The sequence below is a fragment of the Muricauda sp. MAR_2010_75 genome (genome assembly GCF_000745185.1).
Lineage (GTDB): Bacteria > Bacteroidota > Bacteroidia > Flavobacteriales > Flavobacteriaceae > Flagellimonas.
Genome location: NZ_JQNJ01000001.1, coordinates 193,268 through 217,525 on the forward strand (window position 1 = coordinate 193,268; position 24,258 = coordinate 217,525).

Consider the following 24,258-nt stretch of genomic DNA (forward strand, 5'->3'; position numbering starts at 1 on the left):
CTTACCAATGCTTTGGGCCATTGTTCTCCAAGGACAGACCGCCACTGTGCTGGGGACAGTATTGAACGAAAACAACGAACCTATTCCCAACGTCAACGTTGGTTCTGGGAATTGGGGCACGGTTTCCGACGAAAACGGAAATTATGTTCTTGAACTGGTGGCTGAAACTCCCAACACCATTACGTTTTCCCATATAGGGCATGGAAATGTGGTTTTGCAAAACCTCATCCTTACCACCAATGAGACTTTTGAGTTTAATCCAGTGATGAAGTTGGATGCCATACAGATTGCAGGAGTTGATGTTTCTGCCACAGGAAACAAAAATGTTGAGGGCATTACCACAATTTCTCCTGAGGTAGCGCGAAAGATACCAGGGACCAATGCGGGAGTGGAAAATATCCTAAAGTTGTTGCCAGGGGTGTCGTTCAACAATGAATTGAGCACCCAGTACAATGTACGCGGTGGCAATTTTGATGAAAACTTGGTCTATGTGAACGGGATTGAGGTGTATCGCTCCTTTTTGATACGTTCTGCACAGCAGGAAGGGCTGAGCTTTGTGAACAGCGATTTAATTTCCAATTTGCAATTTTCTCCGGGAGGGTTCCAAGCCAAGTACGGGGACAAATTATCCTCTGTGCTGGACATTACCTATAAAACCCCAACTTCTTTCGAGATACGGGCGGATGGCAGTTTGCTTGGCGCCAGTGGAAGCTTGGAAACCATCTCCAAGAACAAAAAGTTCACCAGTATTTCTGGAATCCGTTATCGAAATAATGGACTTTTCTTGAACAGTCTGCAAACACAGGGAAATTTCAATCCAAGATTTTTGGATATCCAGAGTCATCTTACCTACCGATTTTCGAAAAAGTTCCATCTTAATTTTTTGAGGACGTTTTCTATTAACGACTATACCAACGAACCTCTTACCAGACAGACCAATTTTGGAACTTTGAACGATCCACGTGCACTATTGGTCTTTTATCAGGGTAGGGAACGCAATAAATACACCAACACGCTGGGTGCTTTAAAGGCCGATTTGTTCCCCAACGACCAAACAAAACTTGAATTCATCACCTCATCCTATCATACCCAAGAAGAAGAATTCTCTGATGTAATCGCATCTTATGAACTGGGCGATGTGGATACCAATCTTGGCAGTGAAACCTTGGGGGAAGTAGTCAACCCACGAGGTATTGGTTCCCAATTCAATAGGGCTAGAAACCAATTGGACGCTTTGATTTTTACTGTTTCGCATCGAGGCAAGATTTCCAAAAATGGGAAAATCCTGGAGTGGGGCATAAAGTTTGCCCATGAAGACATCAAGGATCACATCAGGGAATCCGAATTTATTGATTCTGCAGGATACATCATTCGTCCGCCCAATTCTGAATTAGTGAACAACCAACCGGAAGAACCCTTTACCGGTGACATTATTCCCTACCAAAGCGTCCAGGCCATTAATAATACCCAAACAAACCGACTCTCAGGTTTTGTGCAATATGCAAGCCATACCCAATGGAATGAGCATGATATTTATTTTAATTTGGGAGTTAGGACCCAACATTGGGTGTTAAAAGGAGATGGTTTCAGTAAAAATGCTCAAACTGTTTTCAGTCCAAGGGGTCAGTTCTCCATCAAACCCAACTGGAAAAAGGACATGCTGTTCCGCATGGCCATTGGAAGTTACCAACAGCCACCCTTTTATCGAGAGCTTAGGGATAGTGAGGGAAATATCAATCCCAATGTGAAGGCGCAGAAATCCATTCATTATGTTTTGGGAAGCGAGTACAGTTTTATCCTCTGGAATAGGCCTTTTACCCTGATCAGTGAAGCCTATTTTAAAGATATGACCCATGTTAACCCTTACACTGTGGAAGACGTTCGTATTCGGTATGCAGCCCAAAACAACGCTACCGCCTATTCGCTTGGCTTCGATTTTCGGCTTACCGGGGCCTTTGTCCCGGGTACGCAATCATGGGTGAGCCTGGGCTATCTGAAAACCGAAGAAAATTGGAATGATCGCGGTTATATCTCAAGACCAACAGATCAACGCCTTAAACTTGCCGTCTTATTTCAAGATTACGTACCTAATATTCCCAACGTTAAGCTATACTTGAACCTTGTTTACAACACCGGAGTTCCCGGTGGAAGTCCCAATTATGCCGATCCTTATAATTTTCAGAATAGATTAAGAGATTATAGAAGGGCCGATATGGGAATTTCCTATATTTTTGCTGACGAAAAAAACAAACACCCCCAAGGGCATTGGCTCCATAAGTTCAAGGAGTTTAGTGTTGGCTTTGAAATTTTCAACATGTTCAACAACCAAAACTCCATTACCAATACATGGGTCAGGGACGTGGACACTCAAAGACAATTTGCCGTGCCCAATTATTTGACGGGTCGTATTCTCAATATAAAATTTGGGGTGCGTTTTTAAATGATACCGATGAAAAAAATCGTTTCCATGATGTTGTTTTTGACCGTTGCCTTGGTTTCGGCCCAGAAAAACATTTATGAGAACAGAAAGTTTGATGAACTAACGGAGGACCATCAAGTACTGGCCATTATGCCCTTTATTGCTCATCTGGAACTAAAAGAGGTGGTAGACCGCAACGAACTGAAAGTGTTGGCGGAACGCGAAGGGTACGCGGTACAGAATGCACTGGAAACTTATTTTTCCAAACGGAAGGAACGCAAAAAGTTTAATGTGGACTTTCAGAATATCTTGAACACCAACGCCATTCTAGCGCAAAATGACATTGATTATGACAATATTGATATTCACACCACCCAAGAACTCTGCAAGATTCTGGATGTGGACGGAATCATCAGCGGGAACCTCAACCTGAACATTCTACTTTCCGAAGGAGTTCCTACCGACTTCAATCTTTTGGATTATTTCAGCGGTGATGCCAACTATGGACGAATCGGGGTGAAAATCAGTGATGGGGAAACGGGAAAATTGCTTTGGAAGTACGAAAACGAAATCTCCAAAAAGACAGGAAAGAACACCACAGAACTCATCGATAAAATGATGAAGACCGCTTCTCGTAAGTTTCCCTACGACAAAGAAAAGAAACGAAGGAACAAAAACTGATCAGCTCTCTGCAAATTCCTTGAGTACCTGAACCGTATAATCCAATTCATCCTTGGTATTGTACATGGAAAACGAAAAACGCAAGGAAGGTTTTTCCAATTCCTTGTCCGAAAGGATTTCTGTAAGCACATGCGAGCCCAGATTACTCCCGGATTGACAAGCACTTCCTTTGGAACAGGCTATCCCTTTCATATCCAAATGGAACAGCAGCATCAACCCTTTCTGTTTATCAAAGGGCAATCGCACATTCACCAATGTATAGGTGCTTTTTTCCAAATCTGCAGACAAACCATTAAAAATAGCGTCTGGGATTTCATGTTTTACCTTATCGATAAAATACTGTTTCAGTTCTTTTACGGTTTTGGTCTCTTCCTCCAAACGCTCGTATGCTTTCACGAAAGCTTCTTCCAACCCCACTATATTATGGAAGGCCTCCGTACCTGCTCTATAACCACGTTCTTGCGACCCTCCAAAAATTAGGGGCTTTAATCCAGAGTTTTTACGGATAAACGCAAAGCCAATGCCTTTTGGTCCATGGAATTTATGGGCGGCCGCGGTCATAAAATCAATGGGGACGCCTTGCACATCCCAAGGGTAATGCCCAATGGATTGTACGGTATCTGAATGAAAAAGCGCTCCGTGTTCCCGGCACAGTTTTCCAATGGACTCAATATCAGTGATGTTTCCAATCTCGTTGTTCACGTGCATTAAACTGACCAACTTTTTGGAGTCATCCTGGATCAATAAGGCTTCCAAATGATCTAATTTAGGATTGCCGTTTTCATCCAAATCAACATATTTTACGGAAATACCATATTCTTTTTCCAATTCTTCCGCGGTATGCAGCACGGCATGGTGTTCAATTTTGGAAGTTATCAGCGTTTTCACCCCAAGATCACGGACAGCACAACGTAAAATCATATTATCCGCCTCTGTTCCGCCAGAAGTGAAAATAATTTCCGACGGTTGCGCATTCAAGGTTTTGGCTATTGTTTTTCGTGCTTTTTCAACAGCAGTCTTTGCCGATCTTCCAAAGCTGTGGGTAGACGATGGATTTCCGTAGTATACGGCCAAGGCTTCTTGCATTTTTGCAATGACCTCATCCCTCACCTGGGTTGTCGCCGCATTATCCAAATACACTTTTTGCATGGACTTGAGTAGTTTTTTGAGCCCTCAAAAATACAGGAAATAAAGTTAATTTCTTTTAAAGTATTCCGAAGGATTGGGGTATTAAAATGGAATTGCTTTAAATTTGGTGCATGGGAAAATATTTCTTTTTGGTCCTCTACATGGGGATGTTCCTTTCTTGTAGTGATGGTGATCTACAGATTGAGACCATAGATTTTGATAGTGTTGCCATTCAGTATTGCACTGCACCGATACGAAACACCAAGAACATCATGTTCAAGATCAATGACGATGAGGCCTTGATCTTGGAACTCCAGAGCGGTGTGTTGAACAAAGGTGTTGTGGGAGAAACCGTAACCACTGAAAGTGCTATCCCCAATCAATCCCAGGTTACGTATCGTATCTTTTCTGATGGTGTCACCAAAAATTATTTTTGCGACGATATCCCCACCACTGAACCTACGGTTGTGGAAGAAATCGAGGCCCAGGACGGCACCGTGACCGTTGAAACAACCGCAAACGAAGACAATACGGAGTTTGTACACACCATACGTTTGAGCGGTATTTCTTTTGTTACCGGCACCGATGAACGAATTACCGACCTTACCATCAATGAGTTTGGAGAGGTTACCACTGCCGTTCCCCAGTAACTACCTCAGTTGTTTTGAAAAATATAGACCTCCGTGGCACCCAACCCATATTTTTGGTATTCGGCATCATAATACTTTAGGTTGTCGTACTTTTTGAAAAGGTAATAGAGTTCTTCTTTTAGGATACCTTCTCCCACCCCATGGATAAAAACCACTTTTTGAATTCGTTTTTCAATGGCAAAGTCCAATTGTCGTTTTGCGGTTTCCATCTGAATATTGAGAATATCAAAATTACTGAGTCCCTTGCTGGATTTCACCAATTGGTGAATATGTAGGTCCACCTCCATTTTGGGGGCGTTCCGTTCTTTGGGTTTAATGCTTGAAGTTTTCCTTTTCTTGGGCTGTTCCTTCTCTTTTTTAACTTGAACCACTTCGAAATTGGAGACTTTAATGCCTCTTTCAACTTTCACCAGTTCCTTGAGCTGATATTTTAAGGGAAAGCCCTCGGAAGTCATCAAAGTGACTACATCACCCTCAATGGATTCCACCCGTCCTGAAATGGCCTCATCCAATACCTCAACCTTATCCCCTACAGCAATCCTGCTCATAAATCCCAGCTAAAAAAATCTTGAAAAGTTAATCCCATAAGCAAAAATAATAGTATTTTTCTTGACAGTTACAGTGATGATGTACCTACAACCAACCATTTATTTAATCAGCCTAAAGGAGTATATGCTGCCCTGTCTCAACAAAAAATTGTTTGGGGTGGAGTGTCCCGGTTGTGGTATGCAACGCTCGGTACAATTGCTTTTTCAGGGTGATTTTGTGGAAGCATTCAAAATGTACCCTGCCATTTATCCCATTATTTTATTATTGGCCTTTTTAGTTTCCACCCTATTTATAAAATTCAAATTTGCAGACCAAATAAAGTTAATCTTAATGCTTACTACGGCTGGCGCCATATTGGTAAGCTACTTGATAAAAATGAATATCCTTTTTTAACCAAAAAAATAAAATTATGGAACGACAAAAACTCCCTAATGCAACGCTGATTCTAATATTTGGTATTGTTTCCATTGTAACCTGCTGTTGTTATGGTATCCTTGGGCTCATATTCGGTATAATCGCTTTGGTTTTGGCCAACCAAGCCCTAAAACTTTACGCAGCTAACCCAGAAATGTATGATGGTGTACAAAATGTGAAGACCGGTAGAATATTGGCCATTATCGGAATAGTCCTTAATCTCCTGTTTGTGGCGTACATTGTTTGGATCTATTCAACGTTTGGGTGGGATACCATGCAAGACCCGGACGCTCTTCGTGAAGCAATGGAAGATTTATTTGGGCAATAATTGATTCATTTCTGTGTTAATCACTTGCTTGACGGACCTACTTGGTTACGGCCGGAAAGGAAAACTTTGCTGAATCCAGGAGAAAATTGAATTCACTTTTAAAACAACACCAATAATCACAACAACCAATGGAAAACAACCAAAACATGCCGCCAAAGCCAAACAATTATATGGTTTTGGCCATTTTAAGCACTATTTTTTGCTGTATCGCAACCGGAATTGCAAGTATTATTTATGCATCCAAAGTAAATGAGCATTATGCAAGGGGTGAGTACGCAGAAGCAGAGAGTGCATCAAAAAACGCCAAGATGTGGGCTCTTATCGGCTTAGCTGCAGCTGCACTGATATGGATCGTCTATTTTGCCATCTTTGGCTTTGCACTCTTAGGTGGTCTTGCAAATGCCAACTATTAGAAAATCGGTATTACTCATAGGTTTGGGAGTATTGTCAGTTTTGGCAATACTCCTTTACTTTTCCTTCAATCCTGAGAAGGGATTGTTTTTTCCAAAATGCCCTTCCTATCAATATTTAGGAATTTATTGTTCGGGTTGTGGAAGCCAAAGGGCCATACACGATTTGCTCCACTTACGTATTGGGGATGCCTTAAGCCATAATATGCTTTTGCTACCTGCCCTATTTGTGCTTGCACAGCATGGTCTTGTAAAGGCTAGGGTGCTTAAAACCAAAAGTTTTTTGAATTACAGATATGCACCCATCATTGTATTGATCATGGTGCTGCTCTTCATGTTCCTTCGGAATCTTACCATATATCCGTTTGCGTATTTGGCTCCTTAATTGGCCACTTCACTGATGAATTTTAAGCGGTATAGCCTGAGTTCTTCGTCCTCGTAATCGCCTTCAAACTCTTCAACGGCATCTGAAATTGAATCGGTGTCTGCTTCCAAAAAATAGTCGTGGATTTCCTCTTGTTGGTCCTCATCCAAAATTTCATCGATCCAATAGCCTATATTGAGTTTTGTGCCACTGAACACAATCTGTTCCATTTCTTTGATGAGTTCGGGCAGTTCCAGTCCTTTTGCCGAAGCGATGTCATCCAAGGGCAATTTTCGATCCACGCTTTGGATCACGTACAATTTCAGTGCTGAATTGGCCCCGGTACTCTTAACCACAAGGTCATCCGGACGGATGATATCATTTTCATCCACATACTTTGCAATGAGGCTTATAAAGGGTTTTCCATATTTTTTGGCCTTGCCTTCCCCAACACCCTGAATGTTGAGCAATTCATCCATGGTAATGGGATATTTAAGGGACATATCCTCCAACGAAGGGTCTTGAAACACGACAAAAGGTGGCACCTCCATTTTTTGCGCTTCTCTTTTGCGCAGGTCTTTGAGCAATTTGAGCAAGTTTTCGTCTGCCACTGCCCCGCCAGACTTGCCTGCGGTTACCACAGCGTCGTTGCCTTCTTCATTGTACTGGTGATCCTTCGTCATCTGGAAAGATTCTGGTTTATTGAGGAAGTCCCCTCCAGCTTTGGTCAAGTGCAAAATGCCATATCGTTCAATCTCCTTTTTCAGTAACCCAGCCACCAACACCTGTCTGGTCAGGGCCATCCAGTACATTTTATCCTTATCGGCGCCAATACCAAAAAATTCCTTTTCATCGGTTTTATGGGACGATATCATGGCATTGGTCTTGCCTACCAATATACGCACAACTTCTTTGGTCTTGAATTTTTCATTGGTATCGCGCACCACACTGAGGAGTTTCACCACCTCGTCCTTGGCCTCTTCTTTGGGCTTGGGATTTCGGGCATTATCATCCATATCCGCACCTTCGCCATTGACTTCGTCAAATTCTTCCCCAAAATAATGGAGAATGAATTTTCTTCGGGATATGGAAGTTTCGGCATACGCCACAATTTCCTGCAACAGTGCATTTCCAATTTCTTGTTCGGCCACAGGTTTACCGGACATGAACTTTTCAAGCTTTTCCACATCTTTATAGGCATAGAAGGCCAAACAATGTCCCTCACCACCGTCTCTTCCAGCGCGACCTGTTTCTTGATAATAGCTTTCGATACTTTTGGGAATATCATGATGGATGACAAAGCGAACATCGGGTTTATCAATACCCATTCCAAATGCAATGGTTGCAACCACTACATCCACTTCCTCCATCAAGAACATGTCCTGATATTTTGATCGGGTCTTGGCATCGAACCCGGCATGGTACGGCACCGCACTGACCCCATTGACCTGAAGTACCTGGGCCAATTCCTCTACCCGCTTACGGCTTAAACAATAAATGATCCCTGATTTACCTTGGTTTTGCTTTACAAACCGGATAATATCTGCATCAACATTTTGTGTTTTGGGTCGAACCTCGTAAAACAAATTGGGCCTGTTGAAGGACGCCTTAAACACCTTGGCATCCGTCATTCCCAAGTTCTTGATGATATCTTCCTGCACTTTTGGGGTCGCCGTAGCCGTTAGGCCAATAATGGGAATGTCATCACCCAGCCTGTTGATAATTCCTTTAAGGTTTCGGTATTCCGGCCTAAAATCATGTCCCCATTCCGAGATACAGTGCGCTTCGTCCACAGCTACAAAGGAAAGCGTCACATTCCGTAAAAACTCCACATTCTCTTCTTTGGTGAGGGATTCAGGTGCCACATACAACAGTTTTGTGACACCATTGGAGACATCTTCCTTTACCTGTTTAATCTCAGTCTTGGTAAGGGAAGAATTCAACACATGGGCAATCCCTGTCTGTTCGGATATGCCCCGAATGGCATCCACCTGGTTTTTCATCAAAGCGATCAAAGGTGAGACCACGATGGCCGTACCTTCCTTCATAATGGCCGGGAGTTGGTAGCAAAGTGATTTTCCACCTCCCGTGGGCATTATCACAAATGTATCTTTATTTTCAAGAATGTTCTGTATTACTTTTTCCTGTAGCCCTTTAAACTTTGAGAAACCAAAATATTTTTTCAGGGAAGCGTGTAAGTCAGTATCCGTTAGGCTCATTTCCGCATTTTTCAATTTATTGCAAGCAACCTAAAAAAGGTGTTGAAGCTTTTATTTTTCACATCGAACAAAAGTAGGAAGTATTCTATCTTCCATAATGGTACATAAAAGATAGTTTGATTAGTTTTGTAATCTTAAATATAACACATTCTTTTAGGAATACAATTAGATAATCTTAATATTACCTTGAACGACGCTAAGTCTATTTTATCCATCGCCAAAAGAACCCTTGAGACAGAGAGCAAGGCTATCTTTAACTTGATTGACCAACTTGATGACCAATTTGCCCATGCGGTACAATATATATTGAAATCCAAGGGACGGGTTGTGGTCTCGGGCGTTGGCAAAAGTGCCATTGTGGCTTCCAAAATTGTGGCAACACTCAATTCCACGGGTACCCCAGCCTCTTTTATGCATGCTGCGGACGCCATTCATGGCGATTTGGGAACCATTCAGGAAAACGATGTGGTGGTTTGCCTCTCCAAAAGCGGTAACACTCCGGAGATCAAAGCTTTGCTTCCACTCATAAAAATTGCCAAGAACAAATTAATAGGCATAACCGGAAACATGGATTCCATTTTGGCCAAGCAGGCCGATTTTGTCTTGAGCACCTACGTGGAAAAAGAGGCCTGCCCCAACAATTTGGCCCCTACCACCAGTACTTCGGCACAAATGGCCATGGGCGATGCGCTTGCCATTTGCCTTTTGGAGTTGCGAGGGTTTAGCAGTTCGGATTTTGCCAAATACCATCCTGGTGGAGCATTGGGCAAAAAACTATATTTGCGGGTGGCAGACATTGTGGTAAACAATCAGAAACCACAGGTCGACATCAATTCAAGTGTAAAAGAGGTGATTGTGGAGATTTCTGAAAAAATGCTGGGGGTGACCGCTGTGATGAAGGAAGGAAAGGTTGTCGGTGTGGTTACTGATGGGGACATCCGTAGGATGCTGAGCAAGTATGATAATATTAGCGGATTGACGGCACAGGACATCATGACCTCCAATCCAAAAACAGTAGAGGTGGATACCTTGGCAGTAAAAGCGTTGAAAATGCTCCAAGAAAGTGGAATTTCCCAACTTCTGGCCTTTGAAAATGGCGATTACGCCGGTGTGGTCCATATCCATAACCTTATAAACGAGGGAATCCTATAATGGCAAAAAGAGACAAGAAAAATCCGGATGAAATGTCCTTTTTGGACCATTTGGAGGAACTGCGGTGGCATTTGATCAGATCTACCTTGGCGGTAGTTATTGTAGCCTGTGTGGCGTTTGTGATGAAAGACTTTGTCTTTGGAATCATTTTTGGTCCAAAGAGCATGGATTTCCCCACCTATCGGTTTTTCTGCAATATTGCGACCTCATTTGGCATTGATTCCGAGTTTTGTGGGGATGAACTTCCGTTTACCATTCAAAGTAGATTGATGGCCGGTCAATTCTCCGCACACATCTGGACCTCAATCTGGGCGGGTGTCATCATTGGGTTTCCCTATATTCTCTGGGAAATATGGCGATTTATCAGCCCAGGGCTATATGAAAAGGAACGGAAATATTCCAGAGGTTTCATTTTTACTGCCTCTTTACTGTTTTTCCTTGGGGTTCTTTTTGGCTACTATGTTGTCGCCCCACTGTCCATTAACTTTTTAGGGACGTATCGCGTGTACGATGAGGTACACAATGACATTGACCTAGCCTCATATATAGGAACTGTTCGTGCTGCGGTGATCGCCTGTGGAATTATGTTTGAACTGCCCATCATTATTTTCTTTTTAACGAAAGTGGGACTAGTGACCCCAGAAATTCTCAGGAAATATAGAAAAATTGCATTGGTAGTAGTATTGATTCTTTCCGCCATCATTACCCCACCAGACATCACTAGTCAAATTGTGGTGGCCATCCCTGTCTTGATTTTATATCAAATAAGTATCTACATTTCCAAAATTGTGGTGAAACGAGAGGCTAAAAAAGAAAAAGAAAGGAAAAATGCCAAATCATAAAGTAGACGAGTTCAATGCCTATCGTTCCAAGATGAACGAAAAGCTCTTGGCGGACAACAACAAGCTTATTAAACGAATCTTCAATCTGGACACCAATGCCTATATGGCTGGGTCGCTTGATGTGAAGACCAAAGAACTTTTGGGGTTGGTGGCCTCAGCAGTGCTCCGTTGCGATGACTGTGTAAAATACCACCTGGAAAGCTGCAAAAAAGCTGGAGCCAACAAAGAAGAGGTCATGGAGACCTTGGGCATTGCCACTTTGGTGGGCGGCACCATAGTGGTACCGCACCTGCGCAGAGCCTATGAATTTTGGGAAGCCTTGGAAGAAAACGAAGCTTAAAAAAATGCCAAAGACCCTTTCCTTGAAGGAGAATATGTTTAGTTTTGGCAAATTCCTATGAAGCTACGCGCAGAAAATATCATGAAGGCCTACCGCGGCCGAAAAGTTGTTAAGGGTATATCCCTTGAGGTAAACCAAGGTGAGATTGTAGGGCTTTTGGGTCCAAATGGAGCTGGAAAAACCACCTCGTTCTACATGATTGTGGGACTGATCAAGCCCAATGGGGGCAAAATCTTTCTGGATAGCATGGACATCACCGCTTTCCCCATGTACAAAAGAGCCCAGAACGGTATCGGGTATTTGGCGCAGGAGGCCTCTGTTTTTCGTAAGTTGAGCATTGAGAAAAATATTCTCAGCGTCTTGCAATTGACCAATTTGAGCAAAAAGGAGCAACACATGAAAATGGAATCGCTCATTGATGAATTTGGTCTTGGGCATATCCGCAAAAACCGAGGGGATTTATTATCCGGTGGGGAACGTCGCCGTACCGAAATTGCACGGGCACTTGCCACTGACCCTAAGTTTATTCTGTTGGATGAGCCTTTTGCTGGAGTTGACCCCGTTGCAGTGGAGGATATTCAACGAATTGTGGCCCAATTGAAGAACAAAAACATTGGTATTCTCATTACCGACCACAACGTACAGGAAACCTTGGCCATTACCGAACGCTCCTATTTGATGTTTGAAGGTGGTATCCTTAAAGCAGGTGTCCCTGAAGAATTGGCCGTGGACGAAATGGTCCGTAAAGTGTATTTGGGCCAAAACTTTGAACTTCGTAAAAAGAAACTGGATTTTTAATCTTGGTTTTTTTGGGGCATCAGCAAGGAGGCCAAAATATAAGATAGAATAATCAAGGGTATGGCCAAAAATTTCAAGGTCAAAAGCATCACCAAGCTTCCGATCAAGAACAAATATTTAACCCCATTGTCCTTAAAACTCCAATTATCAAATTTTAGGGCAAAAAGTTCAATCGGAGAATTCAACAAATAAGCACTTACCACAGTCAATCCTATCAAAAACCATTGGTTAAGAATAATGCCACTGAGCACTTCGTTGTTATGGTACAACAGAATTAAAGGAAGCGAAAGAATCAGCAAGGCATTCGCCGGAGTGGGCAATCCCTTAAAGGAAGAAACCTGATTCTCATCCACATTGAATTTGGCCAAACGATAGGCAGATGCCAAGGTAATTACAAATCCAAAAAACGGCATTACGGTCATTTCATCATCATGTCCAAAAAACCCGAGGTTCCACCCTCCGCGCTCGGCCATGTTAAGCAATTGAAACATGATAATGCCTGGCACCAATCCGCTGGTTATCACATCGGCCAAGGAGTCCAACTGCACCCCTACCTCACTTTTCACATCCAGGGCTCGAGCGGCCAATCCATCAAAAAAATCGAAAAAAATGCCAATAAAAACAAAAAGGGCCGCCAATTCCAAATGGTTGAGTACAGCAAAAACAGTGGCCACACAACCACTAAAAACATTAAGGAGGGTTAGCAAATTGGGAATATAGGACTTCATACAGTTCGGTTTCCGTAAAAATAAGGGAAAAAACAAACTGTTGGATTTTGATGTTCGGCCAAGTCGTATTTATTCTGATATTTGCCGTGACAATCTTGAAAATGAAACAACGGTTTTTCTTTTTTTCACTGCTGCTCTTGGTTGGGTTCAAGCTATTTTCGCAAGCGCCCCAACTCTCTGAGAAGTCCCAAATAAGCTTGCTCACTTGCGCAGCCGGGGATGAGCTATACTATGCCTTTGGCCATAGTGCGTTCCGTGTTCAGGATCCTGTTTTGGGCATTGATGTGGTCTATAACTATGGTACTTTTGATTTCAATCAGCCCAATTTCTATCTCAATTTTGTAAAGGGAAGGATGATTTATTCCCTATCCAGGCGAAGCTTCGAAGCCTTCCTGTATGAATATGAACTGGAAAAAAGATGGGTCAAAGAACAGATTTTAGACCTTACTTTGGAGGAAAGAAACCAACTGCTCGCTTTTTTTGAGGAAAATTACATGCCTCAAAACCGAGACTACCTGTATGACCCACTTTTAAACAATTGCTCAAGTATTACCGGAAAGATTTTAAAAGAGCAATTTGGCGATGCCATTGAATTTGATGGCTCCTATTTGGAAGAGCGTTATAGTTTTAGGCAGTTGGTACGGCAATTTTTGGACACCAATTCGTGGTCCATGTTTGGTATCGACCTTGCTTTTGGTTCTAGAGTGGATAGAACGGCAACCGTTCAGGAACACATGTTCCTGCCCTATTATGCCATGATCCAAGTACGCCATACTACCAAAGACGGGAAACCCCTTTTGAAACGAGAGCGAACCATCTTGGATTATACTGAACATGAAGGACAGAACTTTTTCCCGCTCACACCGCTATTTTGGTTTATTTTGTTGTTGGTGTTCACGGGTATTGTTACGTATCTTGATCACCAGCACAAGGCCAGAAGCCGTTGGTTGGACTTTTCCTTGTTCCTCATAACAGGTTTAATCGGAATATTTTTATTTTTCCTGTGGTTTGCCACCGACCATACCTCCACCCCAAATAACTTCAACATTCTATGGGCTTTTCCGCTTAATGCCATTGTAGCCTTTATTTTGGTATTTGAGGACAAACTACCCGAGTGGTCCTCTAAATATATGTACGCAATGCTGGGACTCATGGGACTTATGTTGGTGCTTTGGATATTCCACGTACAGATTTTTTCACCCGTTTTGATTCCCTTACTTTTGACCTTGGCTATCCGATATGGTTATCTTATTCGATATTCCAAACTTTAGGATCGGCTTATAATCCATACCCATGAACTTACTTACGGTAGAGAACATATCTAAATCTTATGGGGAATTGGTCCTATTTTCCGGTATTTCCTTCGGAATAAACAAGGACCAAAAGATTGCATTGATTGCCAAAAATGGGAGTGGAAAGACCTCCATTCTTAATATCATGTCTGGCAAGGATACTTCAGAAACTGGCCAGGTAACTGTTAGAAAGGATACCAAGGTTGCATTTTTGGAACAAGAACCCAACCTGAACCCCAACTTGACCATTGAAGAGACCATTTTTACCACAGACAATGAAATCTTAAAGGTCATTGCTGCCTATGAAAAGGCTATGGAAAATCCTGAGGACACTGCTCGTTACCAAAAAGCCTTTGAGGCCATGGAACGGCACAATGCGTGGGATTTTGAGACCCAATACAAGCAAATTCTGTTCAAATTGCAATTAACAAAGCTGGATGCTAAGGTAAATACCCTTTCAGGAGGACAAAAAAAGCGTCTGGCCTTGGCCAATGTTTTGCTCAACAAACCCGATTTGCTCATTATGGATGAGCCCACCAACCATTTGGATTTAGAAATGATCGAGTGGCTTGAGGCGTATTTCTCCAAGGAGAACATTACCCTTTTTATGGTGACACACGACCGTTATTTTCTGGACCGGGTCTGCAATGAAATCATAGAACTGGACAACAACGAACTTTATACATATAAAGGGAACTATTCGTATTATTTGCAGGAGAAAGATGCCCGAATGGAGCGCGAAGCTGTGGAGCAACACAAATCCAAACAGTTATACAAAAAGGAACTGGATTGGATGCGAAGGCAGCCCAAGGCACGTACCACCAAATCCAAATCCCGAATTGACGATTTCTCTGAAATCAAAAAAAGGGCGCACCAACGAAGAAAGGAACATGAAGTGGAACTGGAGCTGAACATGGAGCGTTTGGGGAGCAAAATTTTGGAGCTCCACAACGTTTCCAAATCCTACGATGACAAAGTCATTCTCAACAAGTTCGATTATAACTTCAACAAAGGGGAACGCGTTGGTATCATTGGAAAAAATGGCACGGGAAAATCCACTTTTTTGAATATCCTCACCCAGCAAGAATCCGTTGATGGCGGAAAGGTGGTGGTGGGCGACACCCTAAAGTTTGGCTACTACACCCAAAAGGGAATTGTGGTCAAGCAAGGCCAAAAGGTTATTGATGTCATCCGCGAGTTTGGAGATTACATTCCTTTAAAAAAAGGCCGACAGATTTCGGCCCAACAACTATTGGAACGGTTTCTCTTTGACCGGAAAAAGCAGTACGACTTTGTTGAAAAACTCAGTGGGGGGGAACGAAAACGACTCTACCTCTGCACCGTTCTCATTCAAAACCCCAATTTTTTAATTCTAGATGAGCCCACCAACGATTTGGATATTGTTACCCTAAATGTGTTGGAGAGCTTTTTGTTGGATTTTCCCGGATGCTTGATCGTGGTATCGCACGACCGCTATTTCATGGACAAAATTGTGGACCACCTGTTTGTCTTCAAAGGAGATGGCGTCATAGAAGATTTTCCTGGTAACTATACCGATTATAGGGTGTATGAGAACAGTAAGGTCATTGAAGAACGGGAAAATAAAACGAGCTCTTCAGAAAAAACAGAAAATAAATGGCGCGACACCAGCGGTGGCAAACTATCCTATTCAGAACAAAAAGAGTACAAACAATTGGAAAAGGATATTCAGAAATTGGAGGAACAAAAAGAGGTGCTCCAGAACAAATTTTCCAATCCAGAACTGAGTGGCGATGAGATTGACCAACTCTCCATAGAACTCAAAGAAGTTTCGGATGCTATTGAGGAGAAAACGGAGCGCTGGTTTGAACTTTCTGCCATTTTAGAGGAATAAATTGTTCCCCAGAGGAGCTATAGGGTGTTCTTATGTATTTCAAATTCGTTTCCTATCTCAAATTTCTGCTTAAATCCACTAACGAACATGGGGTGCACTCCCCCTTCGTCTTCAATTTTGTAACAAAATGTTTGTATTCCAAAGAAAAATTGAGCAGCAACAAGACCATTAATTTGTTAGTGAAGAGCATCCGTTACTTCAAGTTTAAAAATATCCAAATTGATTGTTCACCAGATATTGAAAAACTTGTAAAGTCTACTGTTCCAGCTATTTCTTTTGACAATTCAACCATTGATATTCTATATACAGAGGCACTGAATGTTTCCAGGTTCGTTGCACTGCTTTCCGAAGGAAAATTGCATAATGACAGTATGGTTTTGGTAGCAGGCATTCATCAGAATGAACAAAAGCAAAAAGATTGGGAAAGTTTGATTGCTCTTCCAAATATCACGGTGAGCATGGATATGTTCCACTGCGGTGCCATTTTCATCCGAAAGGAACAGGTTAAGGAACATTTCACTATTCGGATTTAAAAAAGTAACTTTAAGTATGGAAAGTGCAGCAACAGATAACACCATTTGGTATGTGCTCGTAGTTTTGGGGCTGATCTATTTAATCATTCTGTACCGAAACAAAAGAGCCACTAAACGCAGAAAATCCCGAAGGTTTATGGAAGGGAAACGAAAACGTGAACGCGAGAATGAACAATGAACAATTACCAATACATTTTAACCCCTAAAACCTAACTCCCAATACCTGAATGAAGATTTATACCAAGACTGGAGATAAAGGCACCACCGCACTGTTTACCGGCACTCGGGTACCCAAACACCATATCCGTATAGAGAGTTATGGCACCATTGACGAACTCAATTCGTTTTTGGGACTGCTACGTGATCAGGAAATGGATGCCCATTCCAAAGAAATCCTAATGCTGATTCAGGAAAAACTGTTCACAGTTGGTTCCATCTTGGCCACCGAGCCTAAAAAAGACAGTCGACTTAAAATTCCAAGGATCAGTGAAGAAGACATTCAACTTTTGGAAAAAGAAATGGACCGGATGAACGAAAATCTTCCAGAAATGACACATTTCATCCTCCCTGGTGGGCATACCACCGTGTCATACTGTCATATTGCCAGAACCATTTGCCGCCGAGCAGAGCGAATGATTTCATATTTGCATGAAAATGAACCTGTTCCAGCCCAGTTGCTGTGCTATATCAACCGTCTTTCCGATTATTTGTTCGTGCTGGCACGAAAGTTGTCAAACGACTTAAAAGCCCAAGAAGTAAAGTGGATTCCAAAGGAGAAGGACTAAAAAAATCGTTTTTTTAACGCAATAGTTTTGTCAACTCCAAAATAATCTTTAATTATTACTGTTTTTACTTGACTAATTGAGTTTAAAAATTATTTTTGCAAAAAATTTAAAATCAAACCGTTACTATGTACTGGACACTAGAACTAGCCTCATATTTAAGTGATGCGCCTTGGCCAGCCACCAAAGACGAACTGATAGACTACGCGATCCGTACCGGAGCGCCATTGGAAGTTGTAGAGAATCTACAATCCATGGAAGAAGAGGGCGGTGAGATATATGAGTCCATTGAGGAAATATGGCCCGACTATCCTACCGAAGAAGACTATCTTTGGAATGAGGATGAATATTAATTTCGGAAAACACAAAGCACGTTAAAAAGTCTCATTAGAGGCTTTTTTTTATGTAATTTTGACAGCCCAGCAAAAGAATTCCACCGTATTCTCATCAATGGAACAGCTTTTGCCATTCTAACGAAAAATTATTTCATGAGTTTTATTAATTCCGTACTTAAGGTTTTTGTAGGAGATAAATCGGAAAAGGACGTTAAGGCCCTGCAACCTTTGGTAAAAGAAATAAAATCCTTTGAGCAAGAGCTCGAGGGATTGACCCACGATGAACTGAGACAAAAAACCGCTTCCTTTAAAGCTCAGATTGCCGAGGATTGTAAAGAAATCAACGACAAGATAGCAGCTTTGGAAGCAGAAGTGGAAAACTCCAATGACATAGACCGGAACGAAGAAATCTATGCCGAAATTGATAAGCTCAACGAAGAGGCTTACGAAATTTCGGAAAAGACGCTCAACGATATACTCCCCGAAGCCTTTGCTGTAGTAAAGGAAACCGCCAAACGCTTTGCGGCCAATGACACCCTTACGGTTACCGCCACAGAATTTGACCGGTCAATCTCTGGGACCAAAGACTATGTCACCTTGGAAGGTGACAAAGCCGTTTGGAGCAATTCCTGGGATGCCGCAGGTAAAGAGGTTACTTGGGACATGGTTCACTACGATGTACAATTGATTGGTGGTATTGCCCTGCACCAAGGGAAAATTGCTGAGATGCAGACTGGTGAAGGTAAAACACTGGTGGCCACCCTCCCACTCTATCTTAACGCTTTAGCTGGGAAAGGTGCCCATTTGGTAACCGTGAACGATTATTTGGCCAAAAGGGACAGCGCTTGGATGGCACCTATTTTTGAATTCCATGGGCTTTCAGTGGATTGTATTGATAAGCACCAACCCAATTCTGATGGCAGAAGGGCTGCTTACAACGCTGATATTACCTACGGTACCAACAACGAGTTTGGTTTTGATTATCTGCGTGACAACATGGCGCATACACCTGGGGATTTGGTGCAACGCCCACACCATTATGCCATTGTGGATGAGGTGGATTCCGTATTGATCGATGATGCCCGTACCCCTTTGATCATATCCGGTCCCGTTCCGGAAGGTGACCGACACGAATTCAATGAGCTGAAACCAAAGGTTGCTGACATTGTTCAAAAACAGAGACAGCATTTAACCGGCGTTTTGGCCGAAGCCAAAAAACTCATCGCAGCAGGCGACACCAAAGAAGGAGGATTCCTGTTGCTTCGCGTACACCGCGGACTCCCCAAGAACAAAGCACTTATCAAGTTTTTAAGTGAAGAGGGTGTTAAACAGTTGTTGCAGAAGACCGAGAACTTCTACATGCAAGACAACAACCGGGAAATGCCCAAAGTGGACGCGGACCTGTTGTTTGTGATTGATGAGAAGAACAACCAAATAGAACTCACCGATAAAGGGGTTGACTATATTTCCGGAGATCAAGACAAGGACTTCTTTGTGATGCCAGATATTGGCAGTGAAATCGCCAAAATTGAAAACCAGGACCTTGACATTGAAAAAGAGGCCGAACTCAAGGAAGACCTCTTCAAGGATTTTGCTGTAAAGAGTGAGCGAATCCATACTATGACCCAATTGTTGAAAGCCTATACCCTCTTTGAAAAAGACGTGGAATATGTGGTGATGGACAACAAGGTGATGATCGTGGACGAGCAGACCGGTCGTATTATGGACGGTAGAAGATATTCCGATGGATTGCACCAAGCCATTGAGGCCAAGGAAAACGTGAAGATTGAGGCCATGACCCAGACCTTTGCCACCATCACCCTGCAGAACTACTTTAGAATGTACAACAAACTTGCGGGGATGACGGGTACAGCAGTCACCGAAGCTGGAGAGTTCTGGGAAATTTACAAGTTGGATGTTATGGAAATTCCAACCAACAGGCCCATTGCCCGCGATGACAGAAACGATTTAATCTACAAGACCAAACGTGAAAAATACAACGCCATCATTGACGAGGTAACCGAGCTTTCAAGAGCGGGAAGACCTGTGCTGATCGGTACCACTTCTGTGGAAATTTCCGAATTATTATCCAAATTATTGAGTGTTCGGAAAATACCGCACAATGTATTGAATGCGAAGTTGCACAAAAAAGAGGCCGACATTGTTGCCGAAGCTGGTAAATCCGGTATTGTTACCATCGCCACCAACATGGCCGGTAGGGGTACCGACATTAAGTTAAGTCCAGAAGTCAAGAAAGCTGGTGGTCTGGCCATTGTGGGTACGGAAAGACATGATTCCCGCCGTGTGGACCGACAGTTACGGGGTCGTTCTGGACGACAAGGGGACCCAGGTAGTTCCCAGTTCTATGTTTCCTTGGAAGACAACCTGATGCGTTTGTTCGGCTCGGACCGTGTGGCCAAAATGATGGATCGTATGGGCTTGGAAGATGGCGAGGTCATTCAGCATTCCATGATGACCAAATCCATAGAACGCGCCCAGAAAAAAGTAGAGGAAAACAACTTTGGTATCCGTAAACGTTTGTTGGAGTATGATGATGTGATGAACGCCCAACGTGAAGTGATCTATAAAAGAAGAAGACACGCACTGCAGGGGGAACGTCTTAAAGTGGACATTGCCAACATGATCTACGATACCTGTGAGGCCGTTGCGGAGACCAATAAAATGGCAGATGACTTCAAGAATTTTGAGTTTGAGCTCATTAAATTCTTCTCCATTACCTCGCCCATTAGCGAGGAGGAGTTCAAAAAAATGAGCTTCCAAGACATTGCCAATACCATTTATAAAGCTTCTTATGATTTCTACAGGCAGAAAATGGAACGCAGTGCCACGGTGGCTTTCCAAGTCATTAAAAAAGTGTACGAGGATCAAGCCAATAAGTTTGAACGAATTGTAGTGCCCTTTACCGACGGTATCAAGACCTTAAATGTGGTCACCAATTTGGAAAAAGCCTACAATACGGATGGCAAACAGCTGATCACCGACTTTGAGAAAAACATCACCTTGGCCATTATTGATGACTCATGGAAAACCCATTTGCGCAAAATGGATGAGTTGAAGCAATCCGTGCAATTGGCAGTTCACGAACAAAAAGATCCTTTATTGATCTATAAATTTGAGGCTTTTGAACTCTTCAGAGAGATGATGGATAAAGTGAACAAAGAGGTAATCTCATTCCTGTTCAAGGGAGAATTGCCTTCAGAGAACACCAATCAAATCCAAGAAGCCCGAAATGTACGTAGGCCCAAGGAGAATATTCAAACTTCAAAAGAGGAAATTCCCAACAGTGACGAACTGGCCGCCCAGAACAGGGCCGCAGGTCAGACGCAACGGCAAAGACCACAAGTGACCGAGACCATTGTTCGGGAAAAACCCAAAATTGGCAGAAATGACCGTGTCACCATTAAAAATGTCATGTCCGGAGAGAGTAAAACCTGTAAGTACAAGCAGGCCGAACCCCTTATTGACAAAGGTGAGTGGGTACTCGTTGAGGACTAATTCCAAATAAAATACAACAGTCATGCGGCAGCTAATTATAGCTGCCGCTTTTGATTATATCAAAAAACATATTTAGATTTACAACCAAAACACCCCGTAACAAGCTACTTTTACTACTCCTTTCAACCTTTACGTAGTAGAGAAGAACAACCAAGCGCAGTATATGAAGACTCCTGTCAAGGATAAACAACTTTTGCAAGACAAAGCCGATTTGATACTTAAGGTTAACTATAGTTCTTCGTTATTTGCGTTCATTTTGGGCCTAATTTGCCTCTATTTTTTAAATATTGAAGGCATTATACCCTATGCATGTTTCATTTATGCGTTTTTAAACCTTGTGAACACGCTCCTTTACAAGCAACACAAAAGGTTGATTCTTACGTACAATATCACTTCTATCCTATCCATGATCGGGGCCACCGTTGTTACCATATATAGTGGGGGAATACAAAGTCCTTTTATATTTGTTTTGGCCATTGTGGTCTTTGCCGGATATGTGACCACCAAGGTTTTTGGCCAACTCTACCTCATCGTCAACTTATCCGTGCTCGCCATCTTATTTTTATATGACACAGGAGATTTTCAGATTTCTGAAAACACCGTTCCCTTGGAATCCAGAAGCTGGTTTGCCTTTTTAAGTGCAGTTTTTGCGGTGTACCTATTGGGAGGCGTTTTTGGGAAAAATCTATTGAGGGCGCACCACAAGCTTTATAAATCCCGAAATGAGATACAGGAACGTATTGAGGAAAAAGAAATTTTGTTGAAGGAAGTCCACCATAGGGTCAAGAACAACCTTCAGACCGTTTCAAGTCTTCTGAGCCTGCAATCCAGGGCCATTGCCGATGAAAAAATCAGCAATATCATTAAAAGCAGTCAAAATAGGGTGGTTTCCATGGCCATGGTGCACGAAATGCTCTACAAACGTGACGACTACCTCTCCAAGGTCGAACTAAAACCTTATGTGAAAGAGCTTTGTGATTATTTGGTACGTTCCGTAAAAGGAAATACCAACAATGTTAAAGTGGACTTGGACATCGATGACAATAAGCTCAGTATCGATACCGTAATCCCCCTTGGACTTATCATAAATGAAACCATCACCAATGCGCTCAAATATGGAATTTCAGAGGGTCGTGAAGGCGAAATCCATGTTTCATTGCACAAAATTTCCAATAACCGCTATGAAATGTACTTGGGAGACAATGGCATTGGGTATTCGGAGGATATTAACCCAAGGACTTCCAATTCCTTAGGGCTAAAGCTGATATATAACTTGGCACGGCAACTTCGGGGCACCATAACAAGGGATTACGAAAAAAAAGGCACCTATTACCGCATTGAGTTTGAAGAAGTCATTGAAGACTTTAATTCTGTGGACTAATAGCCGGAAATCGCAACGATTTTAGAAACGATGTAAAAGGTTTAACTGAATTTTTTGGTTCGGAAAGAAAATACTATTGAGGCAACAACAAAAGCCACGCTCAAGAAAAGTGTAAATGGAATTAAAAGCCCTACTATCATAATTAAGCCAATTTTGCTTTGTTTCTTTTAGTGCTGAAAGAAAGTTCTTTTTTAACCCTAGAGTTTTTGAATTTGTACAATCTTGTCATCTTTCTGTCTTTCTTGATCTCATTCTGAATTGCAACGTTCAACTCTACATCTACAGACTTGGTTTCAACCTTTACCTCTTTAGAAATATCTTGGGCCATGGCCATTGTTCCGAAAAAAGTTACTGCGATGATGGTTAAAATTGTTTTCATGACTTGGGTTTTAATTACAATGTAAAGCTACCTTCACATGCCCCCTAGCTCCGATTTATGTCGCTCAACCCACCCTTTTTTTCGGTGTAAAAACTTTTCTTGGATAAAGTGTTTTTTATCGTCGACGAACGTTTTTGGATCCTAAAACAGCATGGCGACGACATATGCATTTCATCGATCATCCAAAAGACCGTTCATCTGTAAACCACTGATATAAAACAGATTATTTGTAAGAAAAAGAATACGTATTGTAAGAATAAGCGTAAGCATTTCGATGGATTATCCCATTAGTGCCTCTTTAGGAGCTCTGTGGTTTTTGCGTCTCAATAACTCACGATTAACAAATTTTAACACCTTTCCAAGTAATAGTTCCTAACTTATTCCCACTAAACAAAAAACACTAAAATGAAAACTGTGGGAATTCCCTTTTTACTGCTATTACTTTTGACTTCCGTTGGTTGTCAATCCAAAAACAAATCAGAAAAACAAGAGCTTGCCCAAGAAGAACAATTAGAGGCTCCAAAAAAAGAATCACTTACTGCTGCTGAACTGCAGGAATATGAAACCGCTTATTTTGCAAGTGGATGCTTTTGGTGCGTAGAGGCCATTTTTGAAAGTGTAAAAGGAGTAAAGGAAGTTTACTCAGGCTACTCGGGCGGTACTGAAAAAAATCCTACGTATGAACAAGTTTCTTATGGCAAGACCACCCATGCAGAAGCTGTTGAGGTATATTACGACCCAAAAGTTATTTCGTTCACACAATTGGTACAGGTGTTCTTCGGATCGCACGACCCCACCACCCTTAATAGACAAGGTCCGGACAGGGGGGCACAATACCGTTCCATAGCATTTTATAAGAATGAGGCACAACAAAAAATCATTACCGATTATATGGCCAAATTGGAGGCCGAGCATGTGTATGACAGACCTATTGTAACGGAGGTAAAGAAATTTGACAAATTTTATATGGCGGAGGACTACCATCAGGATTACGAAAGAAACCACCCGAACAATTCGTATATCAGGAATGTCTCTATTCCCAGATTGAATCGGTTCAAGGCCAATTTTCAATCGTATTTAAAAGAGGATGCACATTAAGAAGTAATTGTTGCTGTTTTTGACCTAGGATTTGGTCTTGGGAGGTG

General features: G+C 42.2%; 25 protein-coding genes. 20 read left to right on the forward strand and 5 right to left on the reverse strand.

From position 1 onward, the window contains the following. The first annotated feature begins 7 nt into the window (after window positions 1-7). Window positions 8-2,440 carry a carboxypeptidase-like regulatory domain-containing protein gene (locus FG28_RS00875; protein ID WP_036379144.1) on the forward strand — a complete coding sequence of 811 codons (2,433 nt, stop codon included), beginning with the start codon at window positions 8-10 and terminating at the stop codon, window positions 2,438-2,440. A gap of 9 nt (window positions 2,441-2,449) precedes the next feature. Further along, window positions 2,450-3,100 carry a hypothetical protein gene (locus tag FG28_RS00880; RefSeq protein WP_036379145.1) on the forward strand — a complete coding sequence of 217 codons (651 nt, stop codon included), beginning with the start codon at window positions 2,450-2,452 and terminating at the stop codon, window positions 3,098-3,100. Here the strand turns inward: FG28_RS00880 and FG28_RS00885 are convergent, their stop codons facing one another. After that, window positions 3,101-4,249, reverse strand: a complete 1,149-nt coding sequence (locus FG28_RS00885) for a cysteine desulfurase family protein (RefSeq protein WP_036379146.1) — start codon at window positions 4,247-4,249, stop codon at window positions 3,101-3,103. Window positions 4,250-4,359: 110 nt separating this feature from the next. On the opposite strand from FG28_RS00885, the gene FG28_RS00890 reads away from it, so the two are divergent. Then, window positions 4,360-4,878, forward strand: coding sequence for a hypothetical protein (locus FG28_RS00890; RefSeq protein WP_036379147.1), 519 nt, complete (start codon window positions 4,360-4,362; stop codon window positions 4,876-4,878). Between the two features lie 5 nt (window positions 4,879-4,883). On the opposite strand, the gene FG28_RS00895 is transcribed toward FG28_RS00890, so the two are convergent. After that, window positions 4,884-5,426: a Smr/MutS family protein gene (locus FG28_RS00895; protein WP_036379149.1), complete on the reverse strand. Its 543-nt coding sequence runs from the start codon at window positions 5,424-5,426 to the stop codon at window positions 4,884-4,886. Window positions 5,427-5,502: 76 nt separating this feature from the next. Between FG28_RS00895 and FG28_RS00900 the strand changes: the two genes are divergently transcribed. The 4 genes from FG28_RS00900 (at window position 5,503) to FG28_RS21025 (ending at window position 6,964) form a co-directional block, all read left to right on the forward strand. Next, the gene (locus tag FG28_RS00900; protein ID WP_316930836.1) at window positions 5,503-5,820 is read left to right on the forward strand and encodes a DUF2752 domain-containing protein; all 318 of its coding nucleotides are present in this window, start codon (window positions 5,503-5,505) and stop codon (window positions 5,818-5,820) included. A 16-nt stretch (window positions 5,821-5,836) separates the two neighbouring features. Continuing rightward, window positions 5,837-6,169, forward strand: coding sequence for a CCC motif membrane protein (locus FG28_RS00905; RefSeq protein ID WP_036379151.1), 333 nt, complete (start codon window positions 5,837-5,839; stop codon window positions 6,167-6,169). Window positions 6,170-6,297: 128 nt separating this feature from the next. Then, complete coding sequence (locus FG28_RS00910) at window positions 6,298-6,582, forward strand: CD225/dispanin family protein (protein WP_036379152.1); 285 nt, start codon at window positions 6,298-6,300, stop codon at window positions 6,580-6,582. Continuing rightward, window positions 6,569-6,964, forward strand: coding sequence for a DUF2752 domain-containing protein (locus tag FG28_RS21025; protein WP_036379153.1), 396 nt, complete (start codon window positions 6,569-6,571; stop codon window positions 6,962-6,964). Before FG28_RS00910 ends, FG28_RS21025 begins: the two co-directional genes overlap by 14 nt. Here FG28_RS21025 and FG28_RS00920 read toward each other — a convergent pair. Beyond that, window positions 6,961-9,162: an ATP-dependent DNA helicase RecQ gene (locus FG28_RS00920; protein ID WP_036385963.1), complete on the reverse strand. Its 2,202-nt coding sequence runs from the start codon at window positions 9,160-9,162 to the stop codon at window positions 6,961-6,963. The two genes, FG28_RS21025 and FG28_RS00920, sit on opposite strands and share 4 nt — an antisense overlap. A gap of 186 nt (window positions 9,163-9,348) precedes the next feature. Here FG28_RS00920 and FG28_RS00925 point away from each other — a divergent pair, with 186 nt between their 5' ends. Genes FG28_RS00925 through lptB form a run of 4 tightly spaced genes read left to right on the forward strand, consistent with a single transcriptional unit; the run spans window position 9,349 to window position 12,294 of the window. Beyond that, window positions 9,349-10,314, forward strand: a complete 966-nt coding sequence (locus tag FG28_RS00925) for an SIS domain-containing protein (protein ID WP_036379154.1) — start codon at window positions 9,349-9,351, stop codon at window positions 10,312-10,314. Then, window positions 10,314-11,156 (forward strand): twin-arginine translocase subunit TatC, encoded by an 843-nt coding sequence (tatC, locus tag FG28_RS00930; RefSeq protein WP_036379156.1) that lies wholly within the window; start codon window positions 10,314-10,316, stop codon window positions 11,154-11,156. Before FG28_RS00925 ends, tatC begins: the two co-directional genes overlap by 1 nt. Then, complete coding sequence (locus FG28_RS00935) at window positions 11,143-11,496, forward strand: carboxymuconolactone decarboxylase family protein (RefSeq protein WP_036379157.1); 354 nt, start codon at window positions 11,143-11,145, stop codon at window positions 11,494-11,496. The genes tatC and FG28_RS00935 overlap by 14 nt, the downstream gene beginning before the upstream one ends. A 57-nt stretch (window positions 11,497-11,553) precedes the next feature. After that, on the forward strand, window positions 11,554-12,294 hold the full coding sequence (gene lptB, locus FG28_RS00940) for an LPS export ABC transporter ATP-binding protein (RefSeq protein WP_036379158.1): 741 nt from the start codon (window positions 11,554-11,556) through the stop codon (window positions 12,292-12,294). Here the strand turns inward: lptB and FG28_RS00945 are convergent. Continuing rightward, on the reverse strand, window positions 12,291-13,022 hold the full coding sequence (locus tag FG28_RS00945) for a phosphatidylcholine/phosphatidylserine synthase (protein ID WP_036379159.1): 732 nt from the start codon (window positions 13,020-13,022) through the stop codon (window positions 12,291-12,293). The two genes, lptB and FG28_RS00945, sit on opposite strands and share 4 nt — an antisense overlap. A gap of 101 nt (window positions 13,023-13,123) precedes the next feature. On the opposite strand from FG28_RS00945, the gene FG28_RS00950 reads away from it, so the two are divergent. The 8 genes from FG28_RS00950 (at window position 13,124) to FG28_RS00980 (ending at window position 22,734) form a co-directional block, all read left to right on the forward strand. Continuing rightward, window positions 13,124-14,293, forward strand: a complete 1,170-nt coding sequence (locus tag FG28_RS00950) for a DUF4105 domain-containing protein (RefSeq protein WP_036379160.1) — start codon at window positions 13,124-13,126, stop codon at window positions 14,291-14,293. 22 nt (window positions 14,294-14,315) lie between these two features. Then, window positions 14,316-16,187, forward strand: coding sequence for an ABC-F family ATP-binding cassette domain-containing protein (locus FG28_RS00955; protein ID WP_036379161.1), 1,872 nt, complete (start codon window positions 14,316-14,318; stop codon window positions 16,185-16,187). Between the two features lie 32 nt (window positions 16,188-16,219). After that, the gene (locus FG28_RS00960; protein ID WP_036379163.1) at window positions 16,220-16,720 is read left to right on the forward strand and encodes a hypothetical protein; all 501 of its coding nucleotides are present in this window, start codon (window positions 16,220-16,222) and stop codon (window positions 16,718-16,720) included. Between the two features lie 16 nt (window positions 16,721-16,736). Then, window positions 16,737-16,898: a hypothetical protein gene (locus FG28_RS20750; protein WP_197062532.1), complete on the forward strand. Its 162-nt coding sequence runs from the start codon at window positions 16,737-16,739 to the stop codon at window positions 16,896-16,898. Between the two features lie 49 nt (window positions 16,899-16,947). Then, window positions 16,948-17,505 (forward strand): cob(I)yrinic acid a,c-diamide adenosyltransferase, encoded by a 558-nt coding sequence (locus FG28_RS00965; RefSeq protein WP_036379164.1) that lies wholly within the window; start codon window positions 16,948-16,950, stop codon window positions 17,503-17,505. Between the two features lie 125 nt (window positions 17,506-17,630). Further along, window positions 17,631-17,855 carry a DUF2795 domain-containing protein gene (locus FG28_RS00970; RefSeq protein WP_013551418.1) on the forward strand — a complete coding sequence of 75 codons (225 nt, stop codon included), beginning with the start codon at window positions 17,631-17,633 and terminating at the stop codon, window positions 17,853-17,855. A 135-nt stretch (window positions 17,856-17,990) separates the two neighbouring features. Beyond that, on the forward strand, window positions 17,991-21,353 hold the full coding sequence (gene secA, locus FG28_RS00975; RefSeq protein WP_036379169.1) for a preprotein translocase subunit SecA: 3,363 nt from the start codon (window positions 17,991-17,993) through the stop codon (window positions 21,351-21,353). A gap of 163 nt (window positions 21,354-21,516) precedes the next feature. Then, window positions 21,517-22,734: a sensor histidine kinase gene (locus FG28_RS00980; RefSeq protein ID WP_036379171.1), complete on the forward strand. Its 1,218-nt coding sequence runs from the start codon at window positions 21,517-21,519 to the stop codon at window positions 22,732-22,734. 142 nt (window positions 22,735-22,876) lie between these two features. On the opposite strand, the gene FG28_RS00985 is transcribed toward FG28_RS00980, so the two are convergent. Next, complete coding sequence (locus FG28_RS00985) at window positions 22,877-23,113, reverse strand: hypothetical protein (RefSeq protein WP_036379172.1); 237 nt, start codon at window positions 23,111-23,113, stop codon at window positions 22,877-22,879. A 405-nt stretch (window positions 23,114-23,518) separates the two neighbouring features. Here FG28_RS00985 and msrA point away from each other — a divergent pair, with 405 nt between their 5' ends. Next, the gene (gene msrA, locus FG28_RS00990) at window positions 23,519-24,211 is read left to right on the forward strand and encodes a peptide-methionine (S)-S-oxide reductase MsrA (RefSeq protein WP_036379173.1); all 693 of its coding nucleotides are present in this window, start codon (window positions 23,519-23,521) and stop codon (window positions 24,209-24,211) included. The last annotated feature ends 47 nt before the right edge of the window (window positions 24,212-24,258 follow it).